General features: G+C 55.1%; 22 protein-coding genes. 15 read left to right on the top strand and 7 right to left on the bottom strand.

What is annotated here, in order from left to right; all coding sequences use genetic code 11:
• Positions 1-24 precede the first annotated feature (24 nt).
• From W822_RS26540 to W822_RS26525, 5 genes are all read left to right on the top strand, one after another.
• Positions 25-1,029, top strand: a complete 1,005-nt coding sequence (locus tag W822_RS26540; protein ID WP_034279397.1) for a Bug family tripartite tricarboxylate transporter substrate binding protein — start codon at positions 25-27, stop codon at positions 1,027-1,029.
• Between the two features lie 8 nt (positions 1,030-1,037).
• Positions 1,038-1,979, top strand: a complete 942-nt coding sequence (locus W822_RS26535; RefSeq protein WP_024003550.1) for a D-2-hydroxyacid dehydrogenase family protein — start codon at positions 1,038-1,040, stop codon at positions 1,977-1,979.
• Positions 1,980-2,052: 73 nt separating this feature from the next.
• Positions 2,053-2,550, top strand: coding sequence for an SEL1-like repeat protein (locus W822_RS0123135; RefSeq protein ID WP_024003549.1), 498 nt, complete (start codon positions 2,053-2,055; stop codon positions 2,548-2,550).
• Between the two features lie 240 nt (positions 2,551-2,790).
• The gene (locus W822_RS26530) at positions 2,791-3,762 is read left to right on the top strand and encodes a tripartite tricarboxylate transporter substrate binding protein (protein WP_024003548.1); all 972 of its coding nucleotides are present in this window, start codon (positions 2,791-2,793) and stop codon (positions 3,760-3,762) included.
• Positions 3,762-4,862, top strand: coding sequence for a mandelate racemase/muconate lactonizing enzyme family protein (locus W822_RS26525; RefSeq protein ID WP_024003547.1), 1,101 nt, complete (start codon positions 3,762-3,764; stop codon positions 4,860-4,862). The genes W822_RS26530 and W822_RS26525 overlap by 1 nt, the downstream gene beginning before the upstream one ends.
• A 57-nt stretch (positions 4,863-4,919) precedes the next feature.
• On the opposite strand, the gene W822_RS26520 is transcribed toward W822_RS26525, so the two are convergent.
• Positions 4,920-5,522 (bottom strand): TetR/AcrR family transcriptional regulator, encoded by a 603-nt coding sequence (locus tag W822_RS26520; protein ID WP_024003546.1) that lies wholly within the window; start codon positions 5,520-5,522, stop codon positions 4,920-4,922.
• A gap of 98 nt (positions 5,523-5,620) precedes the next feature.
• Here W822_RS26520 and W822_RS26515 point away from each other — a divergent pair, with 98 nt between their 5' ends.
• Complete coding sequence (locus W822_RS26515) at positions 5,621-6,397, top strand: SDR family NAD(P)-dependent oxidoreductase (protein WP_024003545.1); 777 nt, start codon at positions 5,621-5,623, stop codon at positions 6,395-6,397.
• Positions 6,398-6,443: 46 nt separating this feature from the next.
• Positions 6,444-7,631, top strand: a complete 1,188-nt coding sequence (locus W822_RS26510) for an MFS transporter (RefSeq protein ID WP_024003544.1) — start codon at positions 6,444-6,446, stop codon at positions 7,629-7,631.
• Positions 7,632-7,664: 33 nt separating this feature from the next.
• Here the strand turns inward: W822_RS26510 and W822_RS26505 are convergent, their stop codons facing one another.
• Complete coding sequence (locus W822_RS26505) at positions 7,665-8,567, bottom strand: LysR family transcriptional regulator (protein WP_024003543.1); 903 nt, start codon at positions 8,565-8,567, stop codon at positions 7,665-7,667.
• A gap of 160 nt (positions 8,568-8,727) precedes the next feature.
• Here W822_RS26505 and W822_RS26500 point away from each other — a divergent pair, with 160 nt between their 5' ends.
• From W822_RS26500 to W822_RS26490, 3 genes are read left to right on the top strand one after another with little or no spacing between them, the layout of a single operon-like run.
• Positions 8,728-9,690 carry a Bug family tripartite tricarboxylate transporter substrate binding protein gene (locus W822_RS26500; protein WP_024003542.1) on the top strand — a complete coding sequence of 321 codons (963 nt, stop codon included), beginning with the start codon at positions 8,728-8,730 and terminating at the stop codon, positions 9,688-9,690.
• Positions 9,691-9,694: 4 nt separating this feature from the next.
• Positions 9,695-11,044 (top strand): acyclic terpene utilization AtuA family protein, encoded by a 1,350-nt coding sequence (locus W822_RS26495; RefSeq protein WP_024003541.1) that lies wholly within the window; start codon positions 9,695-9,697, stop codon positions 11,042-11,044.
• Entirely contained in the window at positions 11,041-11,358 is a 318-nt protein-coding gene (locus W822_RS26490) for an AtuA-related protein (protein ID WP_024003540.1), read from the top strand. Before W822_RS26495 ends, W822_RS26490 begins: the two co-directional genes overlap by 4 nt.
• 114 nt (positions 11,359-11,472) lie before the next feature.
• Here the strand turns inward: W822_RS26490 and W822_RS26485 are convergent, their stop codons facing one another.
• Both W822_RS26485 and W822_RS26480 read right to left on the bottom strand, forming a co-directional pair.
• On the bottom strand, positions 11,473-12,441 hold the full coding sequence (locus tag W822_RS26485; protein ID WP_024003539.1) for a Bug family tripartite tricarboxylate transporter substrate binding protein: 969 nt from the start codon (positions 12,439-12,441) through the stop codon (positions 11,473-11,475).
• Between the two features lie 59 nt (positions 12,442-12,500).
• A complete protein-coding gene (locus W822_RS26480; RefSeq protein WP_024003538.1) occupies positions 12,501-13,715 on the bottom strand; it encodes an isochorismate synthase in 1,215 nt (404 codons plus the stop codon).
• 186 nt (positions 13,716-13,901) lie between these two features.
• Between W822_RS26480 and W822_RS46080 the strand changes: the two genes are divergently transcribed.
• Complete coding sequence (locus W822_RS46080) at positions 13,902-14,171, top strand: helix-turn-helix domain-containing protein (protein WP_437177135.1); 270 nt, start codon at positions 13,902-13,904, stop codon at positions 14,169-14,171.
• A gap of 1 nt (position 14,172) precedes the next feature.
• Entirely contained in the window at positions 14,173-15,516 is a 1,344-nt protein-coding gene (locus W822_RS26475) for a type II toxin-antitoxin system HipA family toxin (protein ID WP_024003537.1), read from the top strand.
• A 16-nt stretch (positions 15,517-15,532) separates the two neighbouring features.
• Here W822_RS26475 and W822_RS26470 read toward each other — a convergent pair whose 3' ends face one another.
• Entirely contained in the window at positions 15,533-16,273 is a 741-nt protein-coding gene (locus W822_RS26470; protein ID WP_031242052.1) for a GntR family transcriptional regulator, read from the bottom strand.
• 81 nt (positions 16,274-16,354) lie between these two features.
• Here W822_RS26470 and purB point away from each other — a divergent pair, with 81 nt between their 5' ends.
• The 3 genes from purB to W822_RS26455 are packed head-to-tail and all read left to right on the top strand — an operon-like array spanning position 16,355 to position 20,274.
• Entirely contained in the window at positions 16,355-17,743 is a 1,389-nt protein-coding gene (gene purB, locus W822_RS26465; protein ID WP_081724256.1) for an adenylosuccinate lyase, read from the top strand.
• A gap of 20 nt (positions 17,744-17,763) precedes the next feature.
• Entirely contained in the window at positions 17,764-18,738 is a 975-nt protein-coding gene (locus tag W822_RS26460; RefSeq protein ID WP_024003534.1) for a Bug family tripartite tricarboxylate transporter substrate binding protein, read from the top strand.
• Positions 18,739-18,741: 3 nt separating this feature from the next.
• The gene (locus tag W822_RS26455; RefSeq protein ID WP_024003533.1) at positions 18,742-20,274 is read left to right on the top strand and encodes a fumarate hydratase; all 1,533 of its coding nucleotides are present in this window, start codon (positions 18,742-18,744) and stop codon (positions 20,272-20,274) included.
• On the opposite strand, the gene W822_RS26450 is transcribed toward W822_RS26455, so the two are convergent.
• Both W822_RS26450 and W822_RS26445 read right to left on the bottom strand, forming a co-directional pair.
• Positions 20,249-20,839 (bottom strand): DUF4202 domain-containing protein, encoded by a 591-nt coding sequence (locus W822_RS26450; protein ID WP_024003532.1) that lies wholly within the window; start codon positions 20,837-20,839, stop codon positions 20,249-20,251. The two genes, W822_RS26455 and W822_RS26450, sit on opposite strands and share 26 nt — an antisense overlap.
• Before the next feature lie 86 nt (positions 20,840-20,925).
• On the bottom strand, positions 20,926-21,714 hold the full coding sequence (locus W822_RS26445) for an SDR family NAD(P)-dependent oxidoreductase (protein ID WP_024003531.1): 789 nt from the start codon (positions 21,712-21,714) through the stop codon (positions 20,926-20,928).
• Positions 21,715-21,719 lie beyond the last annotated feature (5 nt).

Genomic DNA, 21,719 nt, shown 5'->3' with positions numbered 1-21,719 from the left:
TGACAACAACAAGGAGAGACCATTATGACGCACGTTAACAAGAGAAGAAGAGCAATCCTGGCGTATGGGGTGACTGCAATGGCCGCGCTGCCATTCACATCAGGCGTATTCGCAGCAACCCCAGACGCTGCCGGTTATCCCAAGAAACCGATCAAAATTGTCGTCCCCTTCGCTCCAGGTGGCCCGACAGACCTGATGGCCCGGGCGATTTCCCGGCCAATGAGCGAGAGTCTTGGGCAGACGGTCGTTGTGATCAACAAACCGGGTGGTACCGGGGTGATTGCGTTGAGCGAAGTGCATAATGCGCCCGCGGACGGTTATACCCTGGCGTTTCCGTCCATTCAGGCCGTGACCACGCCCGCGCTGCGTTCGGATTTCCCTTTTGACATGACAAAAGACTTTACCGGCGTCTCCGTCGTTGGATATATTTCCCATCTGTTGGTGGTCAATGAAAAATTGCCGGCAAACAATCTGACCGAGTTCATCGAACTGGTCAAAGCGAACCCGTCCAAGTATTTCTACGGATCATCGGGCAACGGATCTTCCGGACACCTGGCGATGGAGATGTTCAAAGACCGTGCAGGGATCACGCTGGAGCATACCCCCTATAAGGGCGCCGCACCGGCCATTCAGGACCTGCTGTCAGGACGGATTCATGCTGTTTTCCTGGATACAACGGTTGCGTTGCCTTTGGTAAAAGATAAAAAAATCAAAGTGCTGGCGGTTCCGACGGCCGAGCGCTCCAAGCTGCTGCCAGAGGTGCCGACCATCGCAGAACAAGGTTTTCCCGGATTTGCAATTCACCCCTGGTATGGCTTGCTGGCCCGCGCCGGTACGGATCCCGCCATCATCCAGAAACTGAACGAACACGTAAAAAAAGCGCTGGCGGATCCACAAGTGGCAGAAACGTTTAGTTCATTGGGCATTGAGCCGGGTGGAAACAGCCCGGAGGCATTCAACCAGCTTATCAGCGAAGATCTGAAAACCTGGGATAATATTGCCAAGAAACTTGATCTGAAAATTCAATAGAGCCCATTATGCATATTGTCATTCCCGAGGATTACCAGAATTGCGTTCGTGATCTGGACTGTTTTGAAAAACTTCAATCGCATGAAGTGACCATCTATAACGATAGCTGCAACGATCCGGATGCGCTGGTCAAACGCTTCCAGGAGGCCGATGCTGTCGTTCTGACCAGGGAAAGAACCAGACTGACTGCTGATATGCTCAGGCAATTGCCCCGCTTGAAGCTTATCAGCCAAATCGGCAAGGTGGCGGGGCACATTGATCTGGATGCCTGCCGTCGCCAGGGTATCGCCGTTGCCCAGGGGTCGGGATCGGGCACTGCCACGGCGGAGCTGACATGGGGGCTGATTCTGGCCAGTCGCCGCCATATTGTGCAAGAGGCCAATCGCCTGAAACAGGGTATGTGGCAAGGCAGCCTTGGCCAAAAACTGCAGGGCCATCGACTCGGCGTATGGAGCTATGGCCGCATCGGTGAGCAGGTTGCTCGCTATGGCCGCGCATTCGGCATGCAGGTGTGGGTGTTGGGCAGGGCGGAGTCGACTGAAAGAGCGCGATCAGACGGATTCGAAGTGGCCCCGTCGCGCGAAGCTTTTTTTGCAGAAAGCGATATCGTGTCTTTGCATATTCGTCTGAATGACGAGACTCAAGGCATTGTCAAACGTAGTGATCTGGCCAGGATGGGACCCCGTGCACTGATCGTCAATACAAGCCGGGCTGAATTGATTGAAGGGGGCGCTTTGCAGGAGGCGTTGACCAGTGGGGCACCCGGCTTTGCAGCCGTCGACGTGTATGAAGAGGAACCCGCCACGGCGTCTCCCTTGCGTGATATGCCAAATGTATTATGTACGCCGCATCTTGGTTATGTGGAACGTGATAATTATGAGAACTACTTTGGCACCGCCTTCGACAATATCAATCACTTTTTTGCGGGTGAGCCGACGAATCTGGTGTGAGGGAGAATTGGTGGGCTCTGTCATTCCAGTCTTAGGTTTTGCCTGAACCCTGTTACGGATAATCCATCTTTTCATGGATGCGTTCGTGCGCCAGAATGACTTGCGTACACACGAACGGGAGGCCATCATGGCGTTCACATCTTCAACAGGCAAGTGCGGCAATTTTCTTTCTGCACCGTATAAATATTTGACTTTTACACTGGTGATGCTGGCAGGATATGGCTTGTCGACACCTGCGCTTGCCGATGGAAAGATTTCGGCAGGTCAGACATTTCAACTGGCCCTTGAGGCTCAGACGACAGGCGATTATGACCAGATGCTCACGCTTTTGCGTTCAGCCGGTGAGGCGGGTCACCTGGGAGCACAGGAAATGCTCGGTATGGCGCTTCTGGTGGGGCCGACGCTCTATGGCGATGCCATCCCGGCAGACCGATGCGAAGCCGGGCAGTGGATCGGTCGAGCACTCGCGCAGGGTAGCGAGGTAGCGCGTCACCAATGGTCGTTTCTGGGGCGTGTACGACAACTGCCGGAAGGCGCAGCGCCGTGCAGCAACCTGGTGTCGGGCGATTAAAGCGATCCGTTTGCGCGAATCGGCCAGATGGGCGGTGAAATTCCTGTTTAAAAGCTTTTTCGGACATGATCTTATGGTGTGATCAGGCATGTTAAAAAATTAGTTGAAAATTTCAACCATCTGAATTATAGTTGAAATTAGCAACTATATATTTTGTCTATTGAGAATAGTGTAGTTGCTTTTTTCAACCAAATAAGCCGACTTTTATGAAGGCAAAAACCTCTGATGAGGAGACAAAATATGAAAGGGATCCGCCTGCCCGCGGTGATCGTCCTGGCCATTGCTGCGGTTTTTTCCGCCCATGCCCAAACAGCCGACACTTATCCAAATCGCCCCATTCGCATCATTGTGCCGTACACACCCGGCGCGATTAATGACATTCTGGCCCGACGCATGGCGCAACATCTTGGCGAGGAGCTCAAGCAGACGGTCATCGTGGAAAACAAGCCCGGCGCAGGCACAGCGATCGGGACAGAGTATGTCGCCAGAGCGGCCCCTGATGGCTACACCTTGCTGCAGGCTGCTGCGGCGCATTCGATTCTGCCGTCACTGGTCAGCAAATTGCCGTTTGATCCAATCAAGAGCTTCGAGTTCATTACGCTGGCCGCTACCTCGTCGTACGTCATGATCGCCAATTCAAAATTGCCGGCCAATAACGTGGCAGAATTCATTGCACTTGCAAAAAAAGAACCGGGCCACTATTCGTTCGCGTCTACTGGTAATGGCAGTTCGGCGCACTTGATGGGCGAAATGCTGAAAGATCTGGCCGGTATCAATGTCATGCATATTCCGTACAAAGGACTGGCCCAGGGTTTGAACGATGTGGCCAGTGGGCAGGTGAATGTGACGTTCGGTACGTATCCGGGCACCTTGGCATATTTGAAACCGGGGCGCGTCAAGGCACTTGCTACGACAGGCAGGAAACGCATGTCCTCACTGCCCGATGTGCCTACCATTCAGGAGACGGTACCCGGTTATGACGCGCAGGGTTGGTGGGGTTATGTGGCACCGGCAGGCACGCCAAAGCCGATTGTCCAGAAACTCAACGCCGCAATCAACAAAATTATTCGCGACAAGTCGTTCAGCGAGACGTTTACCTCTGACGGCGTAGAAATGCTGGGCACAACAGGGGATGAGTTCAAAACCCATGTTGAGCGGGAAATGCAAACTTGGGGCAAACTCGTCAAGGCCGCCCACATTCAGGCCAACTGATGAAACTTGCGCAATGGTCGCTGCGTTTCTATCGGATTCCGTATTTCAATACGATCCATTGGGCCAACGCAGTCGAGGACGAAGGCGTTTATGCGCTGCTGACGTTATGCAATGAGCAGGGTCAATGTGGCTACGCAGAAGGGACACTCAAGGCCACCTGGTCGGGGGTGTCGCCTGCCATGCTGCAGGCGGCCTTTCGTGATGTACTAATGCCGCAATTGGACGGTATTGATCTGATGGACGCCGAAGCGGTGCACCAGGCGCTGGCACCCATCCCTGAGAACCGCCTGGGCAAGGGAATGATCGAAAGCGCCGCCTGGCTGTTGCGTGCAGCAGCACACCAGAAACCCTTATGGCGCTTTGAAAACGGTCGTGCCGACATCGCGGTTGCATGGACCCTGACGCGGCAGTCTCCGGCGCGCATGGTGCAAGATGCCCAGGCGCAACATTCACGCTATGGCATTTGTAATTTCAAGGTCAAGGGCGGGCAGGGTTTTGATACAGATCGCGTGGTGCTTCGTGCGCTACGCGATGCGTTGCCTGCTCATTGCCGTTACGTGGTTGACGCCAATAGCCATTACTCATCGAACGAGGCGCCGGCCTATCTGGAACTGCTGGCCAATTGCAATGTTGAATACGCGGAAGACCCGTGTCCGCTGGAATCCATATCGTTGTTTGAATCCTTGCAACGACAGTCGCCATTGCCGATTCTGATTGACCGCGCCTGCACGACGCAATATGATGCCGAACAATTTCTGCAAGCCGGCGCCAGGGCACTCAGTACCAAGCCCGGGCGTATCGGTATGGGTGAAGCGCAACGCATCCGCGAGCGCGCGGCTCAATTTGGCGCGAAGATTACAGTTGGCATTTATGCCGAAAGCGCACTTGGCACACTGATCAATCTGCAATGGGCCGCAAGCTGTTCTGACGGACTCAATGCTTTTCCCGCAGAACAAACCTTTTATCTTGGTCTGCGAGGCAGCCCATTGAGGCTGCCGCTGGCTCTGGTAAACGGAGCCATCCGTCTGCCGGAGCGGGCGCTGGACGAGGACGACTTGAATCTGGACGGGCTGGCGTTCGAGCCGGGCATTAAGCAATAGTTTGAGCGAACACGCCTGTTTGCATCAGGTCGCTGTGGCAATCTCTGAATTACGATTTCAGGTCGACTTGCCAGGCCATGCCGCCATGGCCGTTTCCACGACTTTTTCAAGCGCAGCGTGAGGCACGCCATCGCGTATTTGTATTGCCAGACCGTTCATGACTGTGGTATAAAAGCTGGCAAGTGCAGCAGTGTCTGTTTTTTTTGATATTTCTTTTTCTGCCTGCCCCTTCAAAATACGCTGGTGAATCGCTTCATAATTCCCCAGGCGGCGACTCTTCAGGAAATCGCTCACATTGCGATTCTCCTCGGCACAATTGGTGGCACCCAGCACCACCAGACACCCCGGATTCTCCGACCCAGCAGGCGTTGTGCCCAGTGCACTGCGCAGCATGGTTTCAATCGCGCTGCGTGCCGTGGGCTGTTCGCGCAGCGCGCGGGTGGTCGCGTCGCCATCATGAGCGACGTAATATTCCACGGCTTCCTTGAATAATCCCTCCTTGCTTCCAAACGCGTTGTAAAGACTTGGCGCGGGAATTCCCATGGCCGCAGTCAGGTCCGCCATGGATGTGCCTTCATAGCCATGTACCTGGAACAAACCCATGGCGGCGCGCAAAACCGCGTCTCGGTCAAAGGAGCGGGGACGACCTCTGGACACCATAAACTCCAATTTATAACGATTGATACAAAAATGTATTTGACGATCTCTGAAACGCTAGTTTAGCATTATATAACGATCACTCAAAAAAGGAATTCATCATGTCACAACTTATCGGAAAAACAGCGCTGGTCACCGGCGGGTCGCGGGGAATTGGTGCGGCTATTGTTCGCCAACTGGCGCAAGAAGGTGCACGTGTCGCCTTCACCTATTCAAAATCAGCTGAGTCGGCGCAAGCGCTTGTTTCGGAAATCGAAGAATTGCATCGCGCCGCGGCATCCGGGAACGGAAAGAATCCAGGCCTTGCGGCGCTGGCGCTGCAAGTCGACAGCCTGGACCCGGTCGCAGTACAAACCGCGGTTTCAACGACCGTAGAGCAGTTCGGACAACTGGATATTCTGGTGAACAACGCGGGTATTTTTGAACTGAAGCCGACTGGAGAGTTCACACTGGACGATTACGAGCAGCAAATGGGCGTTAATGCGCGTGCGGTGTTTGCCGCGATCCAGCGCGCCGCGCAGGTGCTGCCCAATGGCGGGCGCATCATCAATATTGGCAGCAATCTGGCCGAGCGGGTTCCCAGTCCGGGCATGTCGCTGTATGCCATGAGTAAAGCGGCAGTATGGGGCCTGACCAAGGGCGCTGCACGCGACCTGGGGCCGCGAGGTATTACGGTCAATATCATACAGCCGGGTTCGACCGACACTGATATGAATCCTGCCAACGGTCCTCATGCCGATGAGCAGCGCACGCTGCGCGCCATTTCCCATTACAACCATCCCGAAGAAATTGCCGCCATGGCAGTGTATCTGGCCAGCGATGCGGCACGCACCATCACGGGGGCGAGCCTGCTGATCGATGGCGGCGCCAATATTTGAACCTTTCTAACACATTCAAGATTTATCAATAAAGGAATTACCGATCATGCCCGTCAATGTTTATTTGCTGGCCCTGAGCGTTTTTGCACTGACCACTTCCGAATTCATGATTGCGGGCATGATGCCCTCGCTCGCACATGCACTGGATGTACCGATCGCTTCTGTCGGCTACCTGATTTCGTTTTACGCCGCCGGTATGGTAGTAGGCGGACCAGTGCTGATGCTATGTTTGCTGAACGTGCCTCGCAAGCGTGCATTGCTGGCGCTGCTTGCGGTGTACACGCTAGGGCAGTCCATTGCTGCCGCAGCGATGGCATATGAAATTATGGTGATCGGCCGCATTCTTTCCGGTGTGGCTGCGTCCGGCTGTTTCGGTCTGGCCCTGGCGCTTTGTGCCCAGATGGTGCCTGCGAACAAGATTGCAAGATCAGCAGCTATTGTCATCAGCGGACTGATGTTTGCCACTGTCCTGGGCGTACCGGCGGCAACGGCATTGGAGCAGCTGTTCGGCTGGCGCTTTGTGTTCTGGCTGGTTGCTGCGTTGACTGCGGCATCGGGTGTCGTGCTGGCATTGTCGCTACCCAATTCGCAAGTGGAAGCGCGCACCAGTGTGTCTGCTGAGCTGGCTTCGTTGCGCAATGCAAGCTTGTGGGCCGCCTATGCAACGAGCGCGTTGATCATTGGCGCGACGTTTGCGGCATTCAGCTATTTTGCGCCGATCCTGATGAACATCAGCGGCTATCACGCTTCAACCGTTCCACTGTTGCTGATGCTGTATGGCGCATCAACCGTGGTCGGCAATTTCATTGTGGGGCGGCTGGCGGATCGGCATACCATGCGGGTGCTGTTTTGGGGCCAGGTGATATTGACTGGCGCCCTGGTCGCGTTTGCGGTCTTTGGGCAGATGCACGTTGTCGCATTGGGGGCGCTGATTTTGATCGGACTGACCGGTGTCTCACTGAACCCGGCCATGGTAACACGCGTCATTCGCTCGGCCAATGCGCGGCCGCTCGTAAATACGGTGCATGCATCGGTGATTAATATCGGCCTGTTTGCGGGATCCGCACTGGGCGGACTGGGAATGAGTCTGGATCTTGGCATGCGCGCGCCGTTGTGGGTGGGTGCTGGGCTGGCTGTGGTCGGTGTGGCCAGTGTCGTGCCTGTCATGTTGCGGAGCAGTGCCGATGCCAGCCGGGTTAAAGTGACTGGAGCGCTGCAGTCGGAAAACGTGTAGGGCGAGTGAGCAACCCTGCCTGCCTAAGTGGCTTTACATTTCGGGATCGGTTACGTCGCTGCGCATGGTATCCAGAAAATTACTTGCAGCCGCAGAAAGCGATCGGCCCGTACGCGTCAGAATGCCGATTTCCCGCTGAACGACAGGCTGGCTCAGCTTGAGCACTGCCAGCCCTGTCACATCCATCAGTCGCAACGCCAGGCGGGGAATGGGCGCTACGCCCAGCCCGGCCGATACCATTGCGCCGACCACCGATATATTGGTGGCCTCATACTTGGGCGCGATCGACAGGCCTAGATTGCCAAGCACTCTATCAACGATTGGACGAATACTGCTGGCCGGTCCGCTAGCCACAACCGGCTGCGTCGCCAGTACACGCCAGTCAACCTCCCGACACTGGGCCAGAGGAGCCTTGCGACTGCAAATCAACACAAAGTCATCGCGTGTAAAGGGCTCGAATGATACGTGACTGGAGGAAGCGGGCGCTACCGAAATCCCGAAATCCGCTCGCCCATCGGATACCATTTCCAGGACGAATTCATTAGACAGCGGTACCAGCGAAATGGTCACGCGGGGGTGCGACTGCTCGAACCGGAACATGATTTCCGGCAGCAAGGCGGCAGCGGATGGCAGGCATGCAATCGTAATCAGGCCTTTTCGTCCCGCCACGAATTCAGACAGATCGCTCAGGGAGTCATGAAATTCAGCAACAATGCGGCGGGCGATCGGCAACAACTCTTCGCCAGCGCGCGTCAATTCCACACGGCGCGTATTACGGTCAAGCAGGCGGGCCCCCAGCTTGTCCTCTGCTGACTGAATGATGCGGCTGAATGCCGGTTGTGATATGTGAAAACGTTCGGCGGCCCGGCGAAAGTTGCAGGTCTGTGCGATCAGCAGGAATGCTTCCAGTTCATGGACAGTTAAGGTAGAACTCACCCAGGGCCCCCGTTCATTGATAATTTAAAAGCATCAAATTGATAAGATAAATTCACTTCCGCTATCAGTGTGCCCTATCTACACTATCTGCACAAGTAAAGAAAAGCGGAAGCAGGCTCAGCCACACGGGCCACCTTCTGCTAACAACCCAGGAGACCATATGAAATTGCTTACCTACTTGTGCGCAGCGCTGTCCGTGACAATGGCGCAACCTGCCTTCGCGCAGCAGGCTTACCCTTCGAAACCCATCCGGATGGTCGTGCCTTTCGGGGCCGGCAGCGGTACGGACCAGGTGGCGCGTGCACTGGCGCAAACCATGGGGCAGGCGGACAAAGTAACGGTGGTGGTTGAGAACCGACCCGGTGGTAACGGTTTTATCGCGGCACAGGATGTTGCGAACGCGAAACCGGACGGGTACACCATCCTGCTGACCACGAACAGCACCCATGCCGCGGCCGAGCACCTGTACAAGAACGTGCCGTATGATCCGGTCAAGGATTTCACGCCGGTGGCCTTGCTGCGCAAGGGATACCTGGTGATGGTTACCAAGCCCGATTTTCCCGCCACTACGGTCGCGGAATTTACCGCCCAGGCAAAAAAAGAACCCGGCAAGCTCAATTTCGGCAGCGGCAGTTCGTCGTCGCGGGTATCTGCCGAACTGTACAAGCAGCTCGCCGATGTCGATCTTGTCCATGTTCCATACAAGAGCAATCCGAACGCGCTCAATGACTTGATGGGCGGCCTGATTCAGGTAATGTTTGTCGATACTTCGTCGGCGGTCAGCCTGGTCAAGAACGGCAAGTTGCGCGGCCTGGCGGTCAGTAGCAAGCGGCGGCTCGACATTCTGCCATCCGTACCCACGATGGAAGAGGCCGGTGTGAAAGGATACGAAATGTCGTATTGGACGGCGGTTTACCTGCCGCGTAATGCGCCGCCTGAAGTGACCACTCACTTGGGCAAATTGCTCAAGAAGGCAATGGGCTCGACAGAACTGAAGCAATTGACGGAAAAAACCGGGACCGAAGTGGCGTTCGGCGACGGTGAAACGCTAAAGCAATTCCAGGCGGACGAAACTGAAAAATGGGCCAAAGTGATTAAGGCCGCAGGCATTAAACCGGAGTAACTGTATGACAAAAAAACGCATTCGTGTTGGTGCCGGATCGGGTTTTTCCGATGACCGCATGGAACCCGCCCTGGAACTTGCGGAACATGGCGATATCGACTATTTGGTGTTCGAATGTCTGGCGGAACGCACGATTGCGCGCGAAACCCTGACACGCCTAAAAAATCCGCAGGCTGGGTATACGCCTTATCTCGCGGATCGCATGCGTCTTGTTTTGCCGGAGTGCATGCGACGCGGTATCAGGATCGTGACCAATATGGGCGCCGCCAACCCGTTGCAAGCGGCCCGCGTCGTGCGCGAGGAGGCGCAGGCCCTGGGTTTGGCCGCACCGTGTGTCGCCTCTGTCACAGGCGATGATGTGACGGAGGTCATTCGCGCCAATCCGCAATTGCCGTTGCTGGAGAGCGGTGAACCCGTGGAGGCGCTATTGCCGCGCCTGGCAGCGGCCAACGCCTATCTGGGGGCCGATATTATCGGCGAGGCGCTGCGGCGGGATGCCCAGATTGTCGTGACTGGCCGGGTCGCCGATCCTTCGCTTTTCCTGGGGTGCATGCTGCACGGGCTGGGATGGGATTATGACGATTACACCCGGCTGGCTGCGGGCACCTTTGCGGGTCACCTGATGGAGTGCGCCGCCCAGTTGACCGGCGGATGCTTTGCAGATCTGCCCCGCAAGCCGGTCCCGGATATGGCTCGCATCGGCTTTCCGTTTGCCGATATCGGGGTGGACGGCGATATCCAGTTCGGTAAAGTGCAGGGCTCCGGGGGGCGTCTGGATGTGGCCACCTGCACCGAGCAGGCGCTTTATGAGATGCACGACCCTGCTCGCTATATAACGCCGGACTGCGTGCTTGACATCACCCAGGCCGAATTTCAGCAGGTCGCGGAAAACCGCGTAGCAATGAGCGGCGCCCAGGGACGCGCGCGCACGTCCAGCTATAAAGTGGTAGTAGGTTATCACGATGGCTGGATCGGCGAAGGGGAAGTCGGCTACGCGGGACCTAACGCGCTGGGGCGCGCCCGCATGTCGGAACAAATCGTTCGTGAACGCCTTGCCTTGCGCGGGTTCAGCTATCCCGAAATCCGGGTTGATTACATCGGTGTTTCCAGTCTGCATGGCGACCTTCCGGGTCGGCCCGAACCGTACGAAGTGCGCTTGCGCGTGGCTGCACGCAGCGAAGACCGCAAGAAAGCCGAAGCGGTGGGTTTTGAAGTGCGGACCCTGAACGTAAACGGGCCGGCGGGCGGGGGCGGCGGTACCAATTCTGTGCGCCAGGTGATCGGCGTGAAATCGTTGCTGCTGCCGCGCGAACACGTTCACCCGGAAATCGTTATGAATGGAGGAGCAGCATGACCAAAGTCTATGAATTGGGACATTCTCGCGCCGGTGACAAGGGCAATACCTCGAATGTGTCGGTGATTGCGTATGACGAGGCCGGCTGGGAGACGCTGCGCCGCGAGCTGACGGTGGATCGCGTCACGCAGGCCTATCAGCACGTGGCCCGAGGACCGGTGACGCGCTACGAACTGCCCAAGCTGCGAGCATTGAATTTTGTGATTGAGAACGCGCTGGGTGGTGGCGTGACGATCTCGCTTGCCATGGATGCACATGGCAAGACGCTGTCGTATATCATGCAGGATATCGATCTACCGCATCATGCCCCTTGAGCTATTGCGGAGATTGCCAAATATAATCACCGCGAATCATGCGGTGATTATATTATTTTGTCAATTTGGCAAGTCAGACTTTGTGGGCTTTGAGCACATCGCCCAATCTTTACTTTAATTGACACTCAAATTCAATCGCTTGATGATCGGTCCCCAGCGCTTGAGTTCGTCGTCCATATAGCGGGCGAATTCCTCGGGCTGATTACCCACGGGCAGCATGTACTGCGACTTCAGGCGCTTCTCTACTTCGGGATCGTGGATAGCCTTGATCAATGCATCGGTCAATGTTTTCCGGATATCGTCCGGAATGCCTGCCGGCGCGACGAATCCGATCCAGCCAGAGCCTTCGATGTCTTTGACGCCCTGCTCGGCAAGCGTTGGAATATTCGGGAACATATCCGTTGACTCATTGAACACGACAGCCAATGCCCGCAAGCGACCGTCGTTCACCATGGGCATCACGGCGACGGGGGGCAGGGCTGCAAATTGTGCGTCACCCGACAGCAGAGCAGACAGCGCCGCAGGCGAGGACGCATACGGTACATGTACTGCTTTTCCACCTACGCGCTGCAAAAGCAGTTCGACCGCCAAATGGGCGACGGTGCCGGTCCCGGTAGACGGAAAATTAAATTGCGTCTTGGGATCACGCATTGCGTCAAGGAGTTCCGGCAATGTTTTGATGGGGGAATTGGCCGGGACCACCAGGATATTGGGCTGATGCACGGCCAGGGTCAGCGGCACCAGATCCTTTTTTGGATCGTATGGCAAGTCCTTGTAAATAAGCGTGTTGTTTACCATTGGTCCGGTGATGGAAACGCCAAACGTGTAGCCATCGGGTTTGGACTTGGCGATGACATTGGTTCCCAGATTGCCACTTGCGCCAGGACGATTCTGTACTACGATGGGTTGCCCCAGTATCGAGCTGGCTTTCTCGGTAATCACGCGCGCCATTTGATCGGGACTGGAGCCCGGGCCGAAAGGCACAACAAGCGTCAGCGGTCGATCAGGCCACCCTGCGGCCGCAGACACGGTTGAAATACCAAGTGCGAGGGCGGTCGCGCCCGCCCGAATCCATTTGCGCATGCTGCTTCTCCTTTTGTTCTTGAATACAAATGTGTTAAATAATGAATAGATGAGGGGATTCAGCGAATGGCCCGCATGAAGGTTTCCATTTTGGTGGCCGTTTCCAGAATTTCGTGATCGGGGTTGGATCCTGTCACGATACCTGCGCCCGCAAAGAGTCGCAATGTGTCTTCACCCGTCTGCTGGGCGCAACGCAAGGACAGCGCCCATTCGCCATCTCCATTGGCCTGCTGCCATCCCACCAGCCCGGCAAAATAACCGCGGTCAAATGGTTCCAGGTCCGGCAGGTGCGAGAACGCGGTAGCGGTCGGGTAGCCACAAATGGCGGGTGTCGGGTGCAGTTCACACGCCAGTTCCAGCGCTGTCATTTCTGGATTGCGCAGGCGACCGGTAATATAGGTGGATAAATGCCAGAGTGTGTCGGTGCCGATGACCGAAGGGCGCTCGGGTATATCCAGGTCTACGCAATGCTCCCGCAGAATACGCGCAATATCATTGACTACATAGGAGTGTTCGCGCAAGTCTTTTTCGGAGACGGCCAGGCCGTCCTTCAATTGCTGATCCCTGGACGGGTCCGGGTTGCGGCCAATGGAACCGGCCAGCGGATTGACGTGGATTGTGTCGCCTACCCGACGGACCAGCAGTTCAGGACTGGCGCCGACCATCATGCCGACAGGCTGGGTCTGGCCATCAGCGTCCCACACAGGAATCGCGAACGTGTAGCCGTGCGCGTTGCGTGACAGCAGGTCGGGCAACAGACGGGCATACTCCAGCGGACGATCCAGCGTGACCTCCATTGTGCGCGACAGTACAATCTTGCGCAGTCCTTCTTCCGACATCAGGCCGAGCGCCTTGCGCACCATCTCACCGTATTGTTCCGGCTCGGGGACCGGTTTTTGATTGGCGACTTGCGGCCGTCCGCTTTGATCTGATTGCCGGACACGTTCATTGGGAACGGGGGCATTGTCTACATGCGACGGAATCGCCAGACTGGCGCGGCGGCTCACGTCAAATGGCACCAATCCGAACATGACGGGCTCGGCTACGCCGCGCTGCCGAGCCTGATCAAATAGAGCGTGTATCGTTTCTGCTGATGCCGGCTGGTATGAGACCACGGCGACGTCCTTGCGGCTTCCCCTGAATTGCCGATCGGGCGAGGCAAAGAAAAAGTCACCTACACGGAAGTCATCAATCAGCCATTGGTCCGCCTCCCGATTTGCTGCATTGATGTTGTTATCGCTTGGCTTGCCTGGGATAGGTGTCTCGCTGGACATGTTGATACCTGTAATAATTAATTAAAAACCACAGTACATTAGCACAAAAGATTTGATTATGCGTGTGTCGTGAGGTGGCCGTATTAGTTGTATTCCAGTTATTTGAAATTTAGTTGTATATCGACTATTTGACATTTATATGTATATCAGTTATTTTTCATTTAACTGTATATCAACTATTTATGGATGGCAATGCGCTCGACACCAGACCCGCTACTCACTCCGATGCAATTAGGTGCAATATTGCAAGCTACGCGCAAGACGCTGGGTATGACCCAATCAGCACTAGCCAGCCGCCTTGGCCTTAGCCAATCACGTGTTTCTTATCTGGAGTTACACGCACACGAACTGAGTGTGGAGCAACTATTGGCCTGGAGTGCGGTGCTGAATTTAGAATTGACCATTGGTGCCCGGAGTGGCGACCATACTTCTTCCAGAATACATACGGACTGGTGATATGGGACGCCCATCGCATAATCGTAGTTTGTCTATCTGGAGCAATGGCGTTCGTGTTGGGTGCTGGACGATTCCCGCTCGGGGTGAAATGCAGTTTTGCTACGACGCGGACTGGATCGACGCGGACGTGGGCCGGCCTCTTTCGCTGTCGTTACCCTTCGGCCAGCAGGGCCAGCCGATTGCAGGCGAGAAAGTCGCTAATTATTTTGACAATCTTCTTCCTGATAGTGATGCCATTCGTCGTCGTATGGCGGAACGATTCGGGACGGGATCAATCAATCCATTTGATTTGCTGACTGTGGTCGGGCGCGATTGCGTGGGCGCTGTGCAGATCCTGGGCGAAGATGAAATCCCGGAAGGCTTTAACCGGATTGAAGGTGTGCCTCTGTCAGAGGAGGGAATAGAACGACATCTGATTGAAACAGTCTCGCCCAAACCTTTTGCATCACGGTACCATGCTGACGCGGACTTTCGTATATCTCTGGCGGGGGCGCAAGAGAAAACCGCGTTTCTGCGGTGGGACGGACAATGGCTTGCGCCACGCGGCAGCACGCCCACCAGTCATATCTTCAAGCTTCCGCTAGGCATGGTGGGGGGCAGACGGGCGGACTTCAGCACGTCGGTAGACAATGAGTGGCTCTGTCTGCGATTGTTGAAAGCATATGGCGTGCCGGTAGCTGACGCTTATATTGCCGCTTTTGGCGGACACCGTGTATTGGTAGTGGAACGCTTTGATCGGCGTATTGCCCCCGATGGGCATTGGCTAATGCGTCTGCCGCAGGAAGATTTTTGCCAGGTTGCTGGGTGTTCGCCATTGCGCAAATACGAGAATGAGGGCGGTCCTGGGCTCAGCGCCCTGTTTTCGACATTGCGGCAGTCGGAGAACGCCGCAGCGGACATGAAGGTCTTGATGTCTGCACAGATTCTGTTCTGGCTGCTGCGAGCCCCCGATGGTCATGCCAAAAATTTCAGCATCCAGCTTTTACCCCGCGGTCGCTTCAGGTTAACGCCACTGTATGACGTTATTTCAGCCTATCCTGTGATAGGCGAAGGCCCGGGCAAATGGTCGCCTCATGAAATCAAGCTGTCCATGGCTGTGTTGGGCAAGAACCGACATTACAAGATGCATGAAATCCAGCGAAGGCACTTCAACAGTACGGCACATAAGGTGGGTTTTGCCCTGACTGCTGAGCCGATTATCAACGAGATTCTGGCCCGTACGCCGGCTGTGATTAATGAAGTCCAGGCCGATCTGCCACAAGATTTCTCGCAGCAAGTGGCCGATTCCATTCTGACGGGATTGCAGCAAGCCGCAGCGGCTTTGGGTGATATGGCGTCTTCGTAGTGGCTGAAGCAAGTCGCTAAATTTCCCGCTTTGCATCCAGCAGCAGCGAGAACCGACCGCTCGGGTGCAGGGTGACGCTGATTTCAACCACCTCGTCGTGAATGTCGATATACCGTCTGATCACTTTCAGGGCGGAAGCAGGCGAGGGCGTCTGCAGCACGGCCTCCAAATTCGTTGGGACAAGGATCGAATCAATTTCCTGGCTGACGGCTTTGAGCGTGACGTTGAACTCGTCTTCCAGAATTGAACTGATCAACACATCGGGCTTGGCCTTGATCCGGTCAGCCAGCAAGGCTAAATCCATCCCCGTGAGCACGATATAAATATCGGTCCATCCGATTGGCAATTTATCCCCCGCCTTGCCGTATCGCATTGTCGATACTTTCAACGCATGCAGGCCTGGTTCCAGACCGAGTTCTGCGGCCAGTTGTTTATCGAGCACGATCTGCTCGACCGCCTGCACTACTTTTTTATTCAGATTGCTGAACTGCACCAGATCGTTGATGGAGTTGAGGCGATGCAAATACATGTTTTGCGGCACAGTAGACTCGACGCGGGTGCCCAGTTTTTTAGTACGGCTGACGAATCCCTGGCGCGCCAGTTCGGCGATAGCGGAGCGAACTGTCTGTCGACTTGCGCCATATATCGCCGACAACTCGAATTCCGTCGGTAACAGACCACCCATCTGATATTTCCCGGACACGATGTCGTCCTTCAGGCTCAGTGCAATTTCGTTGTATTTGGTCAGCTTTTTCATGCTCGAAATTATACGGGTAATTCGCAGAACAAGGGTTATTACTGATTCATAATATGTACGTACATAATATACGATAATAATATGTTCGTACATATTGGAAATAATCACATGATTCCCACCGGCGCTTCTACGGTCTTTGACTCCCTGCTATTTCGCGATACGTTTGGTACGCCTGCCATGCGGGAGATATTCTCGGACGCCAGTTTAATTGGCAAATACATTGCAATTGAAATCGCTTTGGCAAAGGCGCAATCGCGCCTGGGTGTGATTCCAGCAACGTCGGCAGCTGAAATTGAAAGCCGGATCAAGTTCGAGCAACTGGATTTTGAACGGCTCAAGCATGAGACTGAGAATGTGGGCTATCCCATCCTGCCGCTTGTCACGCAGCTTGTAGAGCAGTGCGGAGAAGCCGGCAAGTACATTCATTGGGGCGCGACGACCCAGGACATCATGGATACCGCCAATGCATTGCAGATAAAGGAAGCGCTGGCCCTGGTGGAAGCGGATATCCGCGCGCTCAGGAAAACGCTGCAGGATCTGGCGTCTGCTCATAAACACACGCCGATGGCAGGCCGCACACATTTGCAGCAGGCGCTTCCCATCACGTTCGGCTATAAGTGCGCTATCTGGCTAGCCATGTTCGATCGGCACGAGCAGCGTCTGAGAGAGTTGCGACCGCGCGTGGAGGTAGGAGAACTGGCCGGAGCTGCCGGTACGCTGGCCTCCCTGGGCGACAGGGGTTTGGAGGTGCAGGCCGAAATGATGCGCGAGCTTGGCCTGGGCGTTCCCGTCACAACTTGGCATGTCGCACGGGATCATTTCGCAGAGACCCTCAATTTCCTGGCATTGGTGACCGGATCACTTGGCAAAATCGCGCTGGATATCATGCTGATGGCCTCCACCGAATATGCGGAAGTCTACGAGCCCTTTGTCAAAGGCCGGGGCGCGAGCAGCACCATGCCGCAAAAAAGAAACCCGATTTCAAGTGAAATCATGCTGGCTTGCGCCAAGGGTGTTCGCCAGCATGCGGGCCTGATGCTGGATGCAATGATTCAGGATTTCGAACGGGCAACTGGCCCCTGGCATGCAGAATGGATCGCCATTCCTGAAAGTTTTATGCTGACCGCCAGCGCGCTTCACCAGGCTCGTTTCGCTTTGGGCGGGCTGGAAGTGGATGCTGAGCAAATGCAGAAAAACCTGGGTATTTCAAAAGGCCTGATCGTGGCCGAGTCGGTCATGATGGCTCTGGCTCCGCACCTGGGGAAACATCAGGCGCATGAAGTGGTGTATGACGCGTGTCGCAAGGTCAATAGCGGCGACCAGACACTTGCCGAGGTGCTTATGGAAACACGGGAAGTCACCGAACATCTGTCTGACGAGCAAATTCAGACGTTAACCAATCCTGCCAATTACCTGGGTCAGGCGCCAAACATGGTCGCCAACGCCCTGAATGCGTCAGCGCAAATCTGAACGCCAACAAGGAAATCTATATGAAAATCACAAATGTACTACTCCCCGGCCTGGCCGCATTGCTTATTGCCGGGCCATCCTTTGCCCAATCCTATCCGGAACGGCCCATAACGTGGATTGTTCCCTTTGCTGCCGGTGGTCCCACCGATGGCATGGCGCGCATGGTCGCAGCGGAAGTATCAAAGGAATTGAAGCAACCTATTGTCATTGAAAATGTTGGTGGCGCAGGCGGTCAAATTGGCGCAGCGAAAGCGTCCCACGCCAAGCCTGACGGTTACACCTTCCTGGTCGGTCATTTTGGCTATATGGCAGCGGCGCCTTCCCTGTATAAGAAGATGAAGTTCGACCCCATCAAGGATTTCGATGCCGTATTCCGCTTTCCCGACACGCCATTGGTCTTGCTGGTCGGAGCGGGGTCCAAATACAAAACTGTTGATGAGATGATCGACTTTGCCAAAGCCAACCCGGGCAAGATTAATTTTGGCAATGCCGGCGTCGGGTCCAGTTCGCATCTGGTAGCCGAACTATTTGCCGCCAAAGCGAAAATTAAAATCATGCAGATTTCATATAAAGGGGCAGGCCCGGCGCTGAACGACGTGATGGGCGGACAGGTTGACGCCATGTTTGATCAAACCAATACTGCATTGCCCCAGACCAAAGGCGACAAAATCCGCGCCCTGGCATTGACTTCCTCCAAGCCGATGCCGCAATTTCCTAACGTCCCGACTATTTCAAGTTCGATGCCGGGTCTCGAAGCCTCAACCTGGTATGGCGTTTATGCGCCAAAAGGTACGCCCAGGGAAATGATCGATGCAACTTATCACGCGTATCAAAAAGTCATGCAAAACAAGGCTTTTACGGAGAAAATGGAACAGCAGGGTATTTTGCTGCTGTCAGAAGAAGATTATGGGCCCGACGCTTTCCAGAAATTTACCCAGTCGGAAAACGGCAAATGGGCTGAGGTCATCAAAGCAGCCGGCATCGAGCCACAATAAGACATGAAAACAATCCGTCTGGAAGATCTGGAAAAAAGCATTGCAGATGCGCTGCAATATGTCAGTCATCATCATCCGCCGGATTATATCCGTGCGCTGAAGGAGGCATACATCGCAGAAGAAAACCGCTATGCAAAGAACGCCATTCTGCAAATTCTGATCAACAGCAAACTGAGTGCAGCGGCCAGGCGCCCGATCTGCCAGGACACAGGCATTGCACATGTCTTCATGGAAATCGGCATGGATGTCCGGTTTTCATCTGACATAACGCCCATGCCCTCTTTGCAGGACGTGGCGGACAACGCGGTGGTTGCAGCCTATACCGATGCCGCCAATCCGCTGCGTGCCACTGTGGTCAGAGAACCACTCGGTACGCGCAAGAATACAGGCAATAACGCGCCAGCCGTGCTGCATATCTCCATGTGCCAGGGCGACACATTGCGGGTGACCGTCAGCGCCAAGGGCGGTGGGGGCGATGTCAAGGCCCGGTTTGCCATGTTGAATCCGAATGAATCAGTCGAAGAATGGGTTCTGGAGCAAATGCCAAAGCTTGGTGCGGGTTGGTGTCCGCCGGGTGTACTCGGCATTGGGCTGGGGGGCAGCCCGGAACAAGCCATGCGAATGGCAAAGGAAGCGCTGCACCAGCCTATCGATATCCAGCAGCTCAGGAACAAAGCTGACCTTGATGACTACGAACGTTTGCGACTGTCGTTGTACGATCGCATCAATAACGAACTGAATATCGGCGCGCAGGGGCTGGGAGGCAAATCGACTGTCCTGGATATCAAACTCCGGCACGCTCCCTGTCATGCCGCTATGCTTCCTATTGCAATTGTGCCTAATTGCGCCGCCACCCGCTATATGACATTTGAATTGGACGGAAGTGCAGCGGCGTGCATGCCCGTCCATGATGAAACGCTCTGGGCAGATATCCCGGAAGTCGTCAATGCTGGCGAAGCTATCGCTGTGAACTTGGACACCTTGACGATAGAAGAGGTTCGACTTTGGAAGGCAGGCGATATGCTGCTTTTGTCAGGGAAAATGCTCACGGCGCGCGATGCTGCCCATAAACGTATCGTGAATATGCTCCATGAGGATCAGTCTTTGCCTGTCGACTTTACCGGGCGTGCTGTCTATTACGTCGGGCCAGTCGACGCTGTCGGCGATGAAGTGGTGGGACCTGCCGGACCGACAACATCCAATCGGATGGATGCGTATCTCGAGGATTTCATTGAAAAGGCAGGGCTGATGGTATCGATTGGCAAGGCAGAGCGCAGCAGACAAGCCATTGATGTGATTCGAAAAACGAGGACGGCCTACTTGAGCGCAGTCGGTGGGGCGGCGTATTTGATTGCCAAAACGATTACGGCATCTCGCGTAGTTGCTTTCGAGGATCTTGGTATGGAAGCAATCTATGAATTTGAGGTTCGTGATTTTCCGGTTGTCGTCGCGATCGATAGTGCTGGAGGGTATGTGCACAAGGGGATTGTGCCGATGTATAGGGTTTGGCCTACAGCCTCGCCAGGGCGTGATTAATAATCGCAATCCCGTCGGGACTATATTCAAGCCGCAGCGCGTGCTGGCGTCCCACGTCGTCCATCTTTAGCAGCGACTTCTGAATAATGCCCACGATTTTCTCTTCATTTTCCAGCCGGAATGATTCAAACTGATATTGCAGGAACACCAGACACAGGGCATTTTCCATGACCTGGACATCGGCATGCTGCTTGATGCCGCGTTTCAACAGAATCGCCTGCACCTGCCCAATTGTATTGTCGTCGTAATGCAGTTCGCGAAGTATGCCGGATGCCATGTCTGCATGATGGTGCGCCAGCGCCTTGCGCCACGTAAGGTAGCCGATACGCCCTTCGGGGTAGTCGTGCCGGGGGATTTGCCAGCGACCGATATGCTGGCAGCGGGCCGCCAGTTGCAAGGGTTCGGAAGCATCGGGTTCAAGCAGGAGAACCCATTCAGTCAGTTTTTCCGCCAGGAAAAGCTCGCGCGGCCAGTCCTCGCCCTGCCAGGCAAAGGTGTTGGGGTCGGTTCTGTTGACGGCGTCAAAGGCGGCGTATGCCTGGGCCAGGGTGGAGACGGGGGTCATTAGTTTGTCTTTAAGGCGTACTGGTCGATAAGTATGGATTTGACCACAATGATGATGATAACGCTAACTTTTTTTTCCGCTCTGGTTTATGCAGCCATCCATCCACCATCGACCATGAGCTCGGCACCGGTGATGAACGTTGAGGAAGAACTACACATGAAGAGGACCGCGTTGGCTACATCCATCGGCCGTCCCAGTCTTGGCCACGGTGTTCTGCTGATTGCCCGATCGAGCACGGCCGGGTCTGCCGCCCGACCGCCAGCGCCGGTTTGAATTTTTCCCGGCGCTATGGCATTGCAAACAATGCCCTGCGCGGCGTAGTCTGATGCGATTTGGCGAGTCAGGTAGGCCACTGCAGCCTTACTGGTTCCGTATGCAATGTCGCCCGGAGCCGAAATGATGCCATGCTGGGATGAAAGGTTGATGATTCGGCCACGTACGTCATCGATCGCGCTTTGCCTGATCATTTGTCGGACGGATGCTTTGCAACACCGGAATGCACCAGATAAATTGATATTGAGGATATGGTGCCACTGTGCTTCATCCATTTCAAGCAGCGGACGCGCATGGCGAACACAAGCATTATTAACAAGGATGTCAAGCCTGCCTGAGCGGTCTACTACGTCGCTGATGAGCGTCTCGACGTCTGCAGTGGATCCCACGTCGGTATGTCTGAACTGAACGTCAAATCCGGCTTTCTCCAGCATGCTAGCGGTAGGCTCTCCTCCTTCAATGACGTCGGTTGTTACATCGGCCACGGTCACGGACGCACCCGATTGGGCAAGGCGTATCGCGATCGCGCGGCCAATACCGGAGGCAGCGCCAGTGACAATACATACTTTTCCGGAGAGATTAAAATTGTCCTGTATCTTCATGATCT

The organism is Advenella kashmirensis W13003 (assembly GCF_000506985.1).
In the GTDB taxonomy this organism is placed as follows: domain Bacteria; phylum Pseudomonadota; class Gammaproteobacteria; order Burkholderiales; family Burkholderiaceae_B; genus Advenella; species Advenella kashmirensis_A.
Note: the sequence above shows the minus strand (reverse complement) of the source record. Positions and strands in the feature narration are given on the sequence as shown.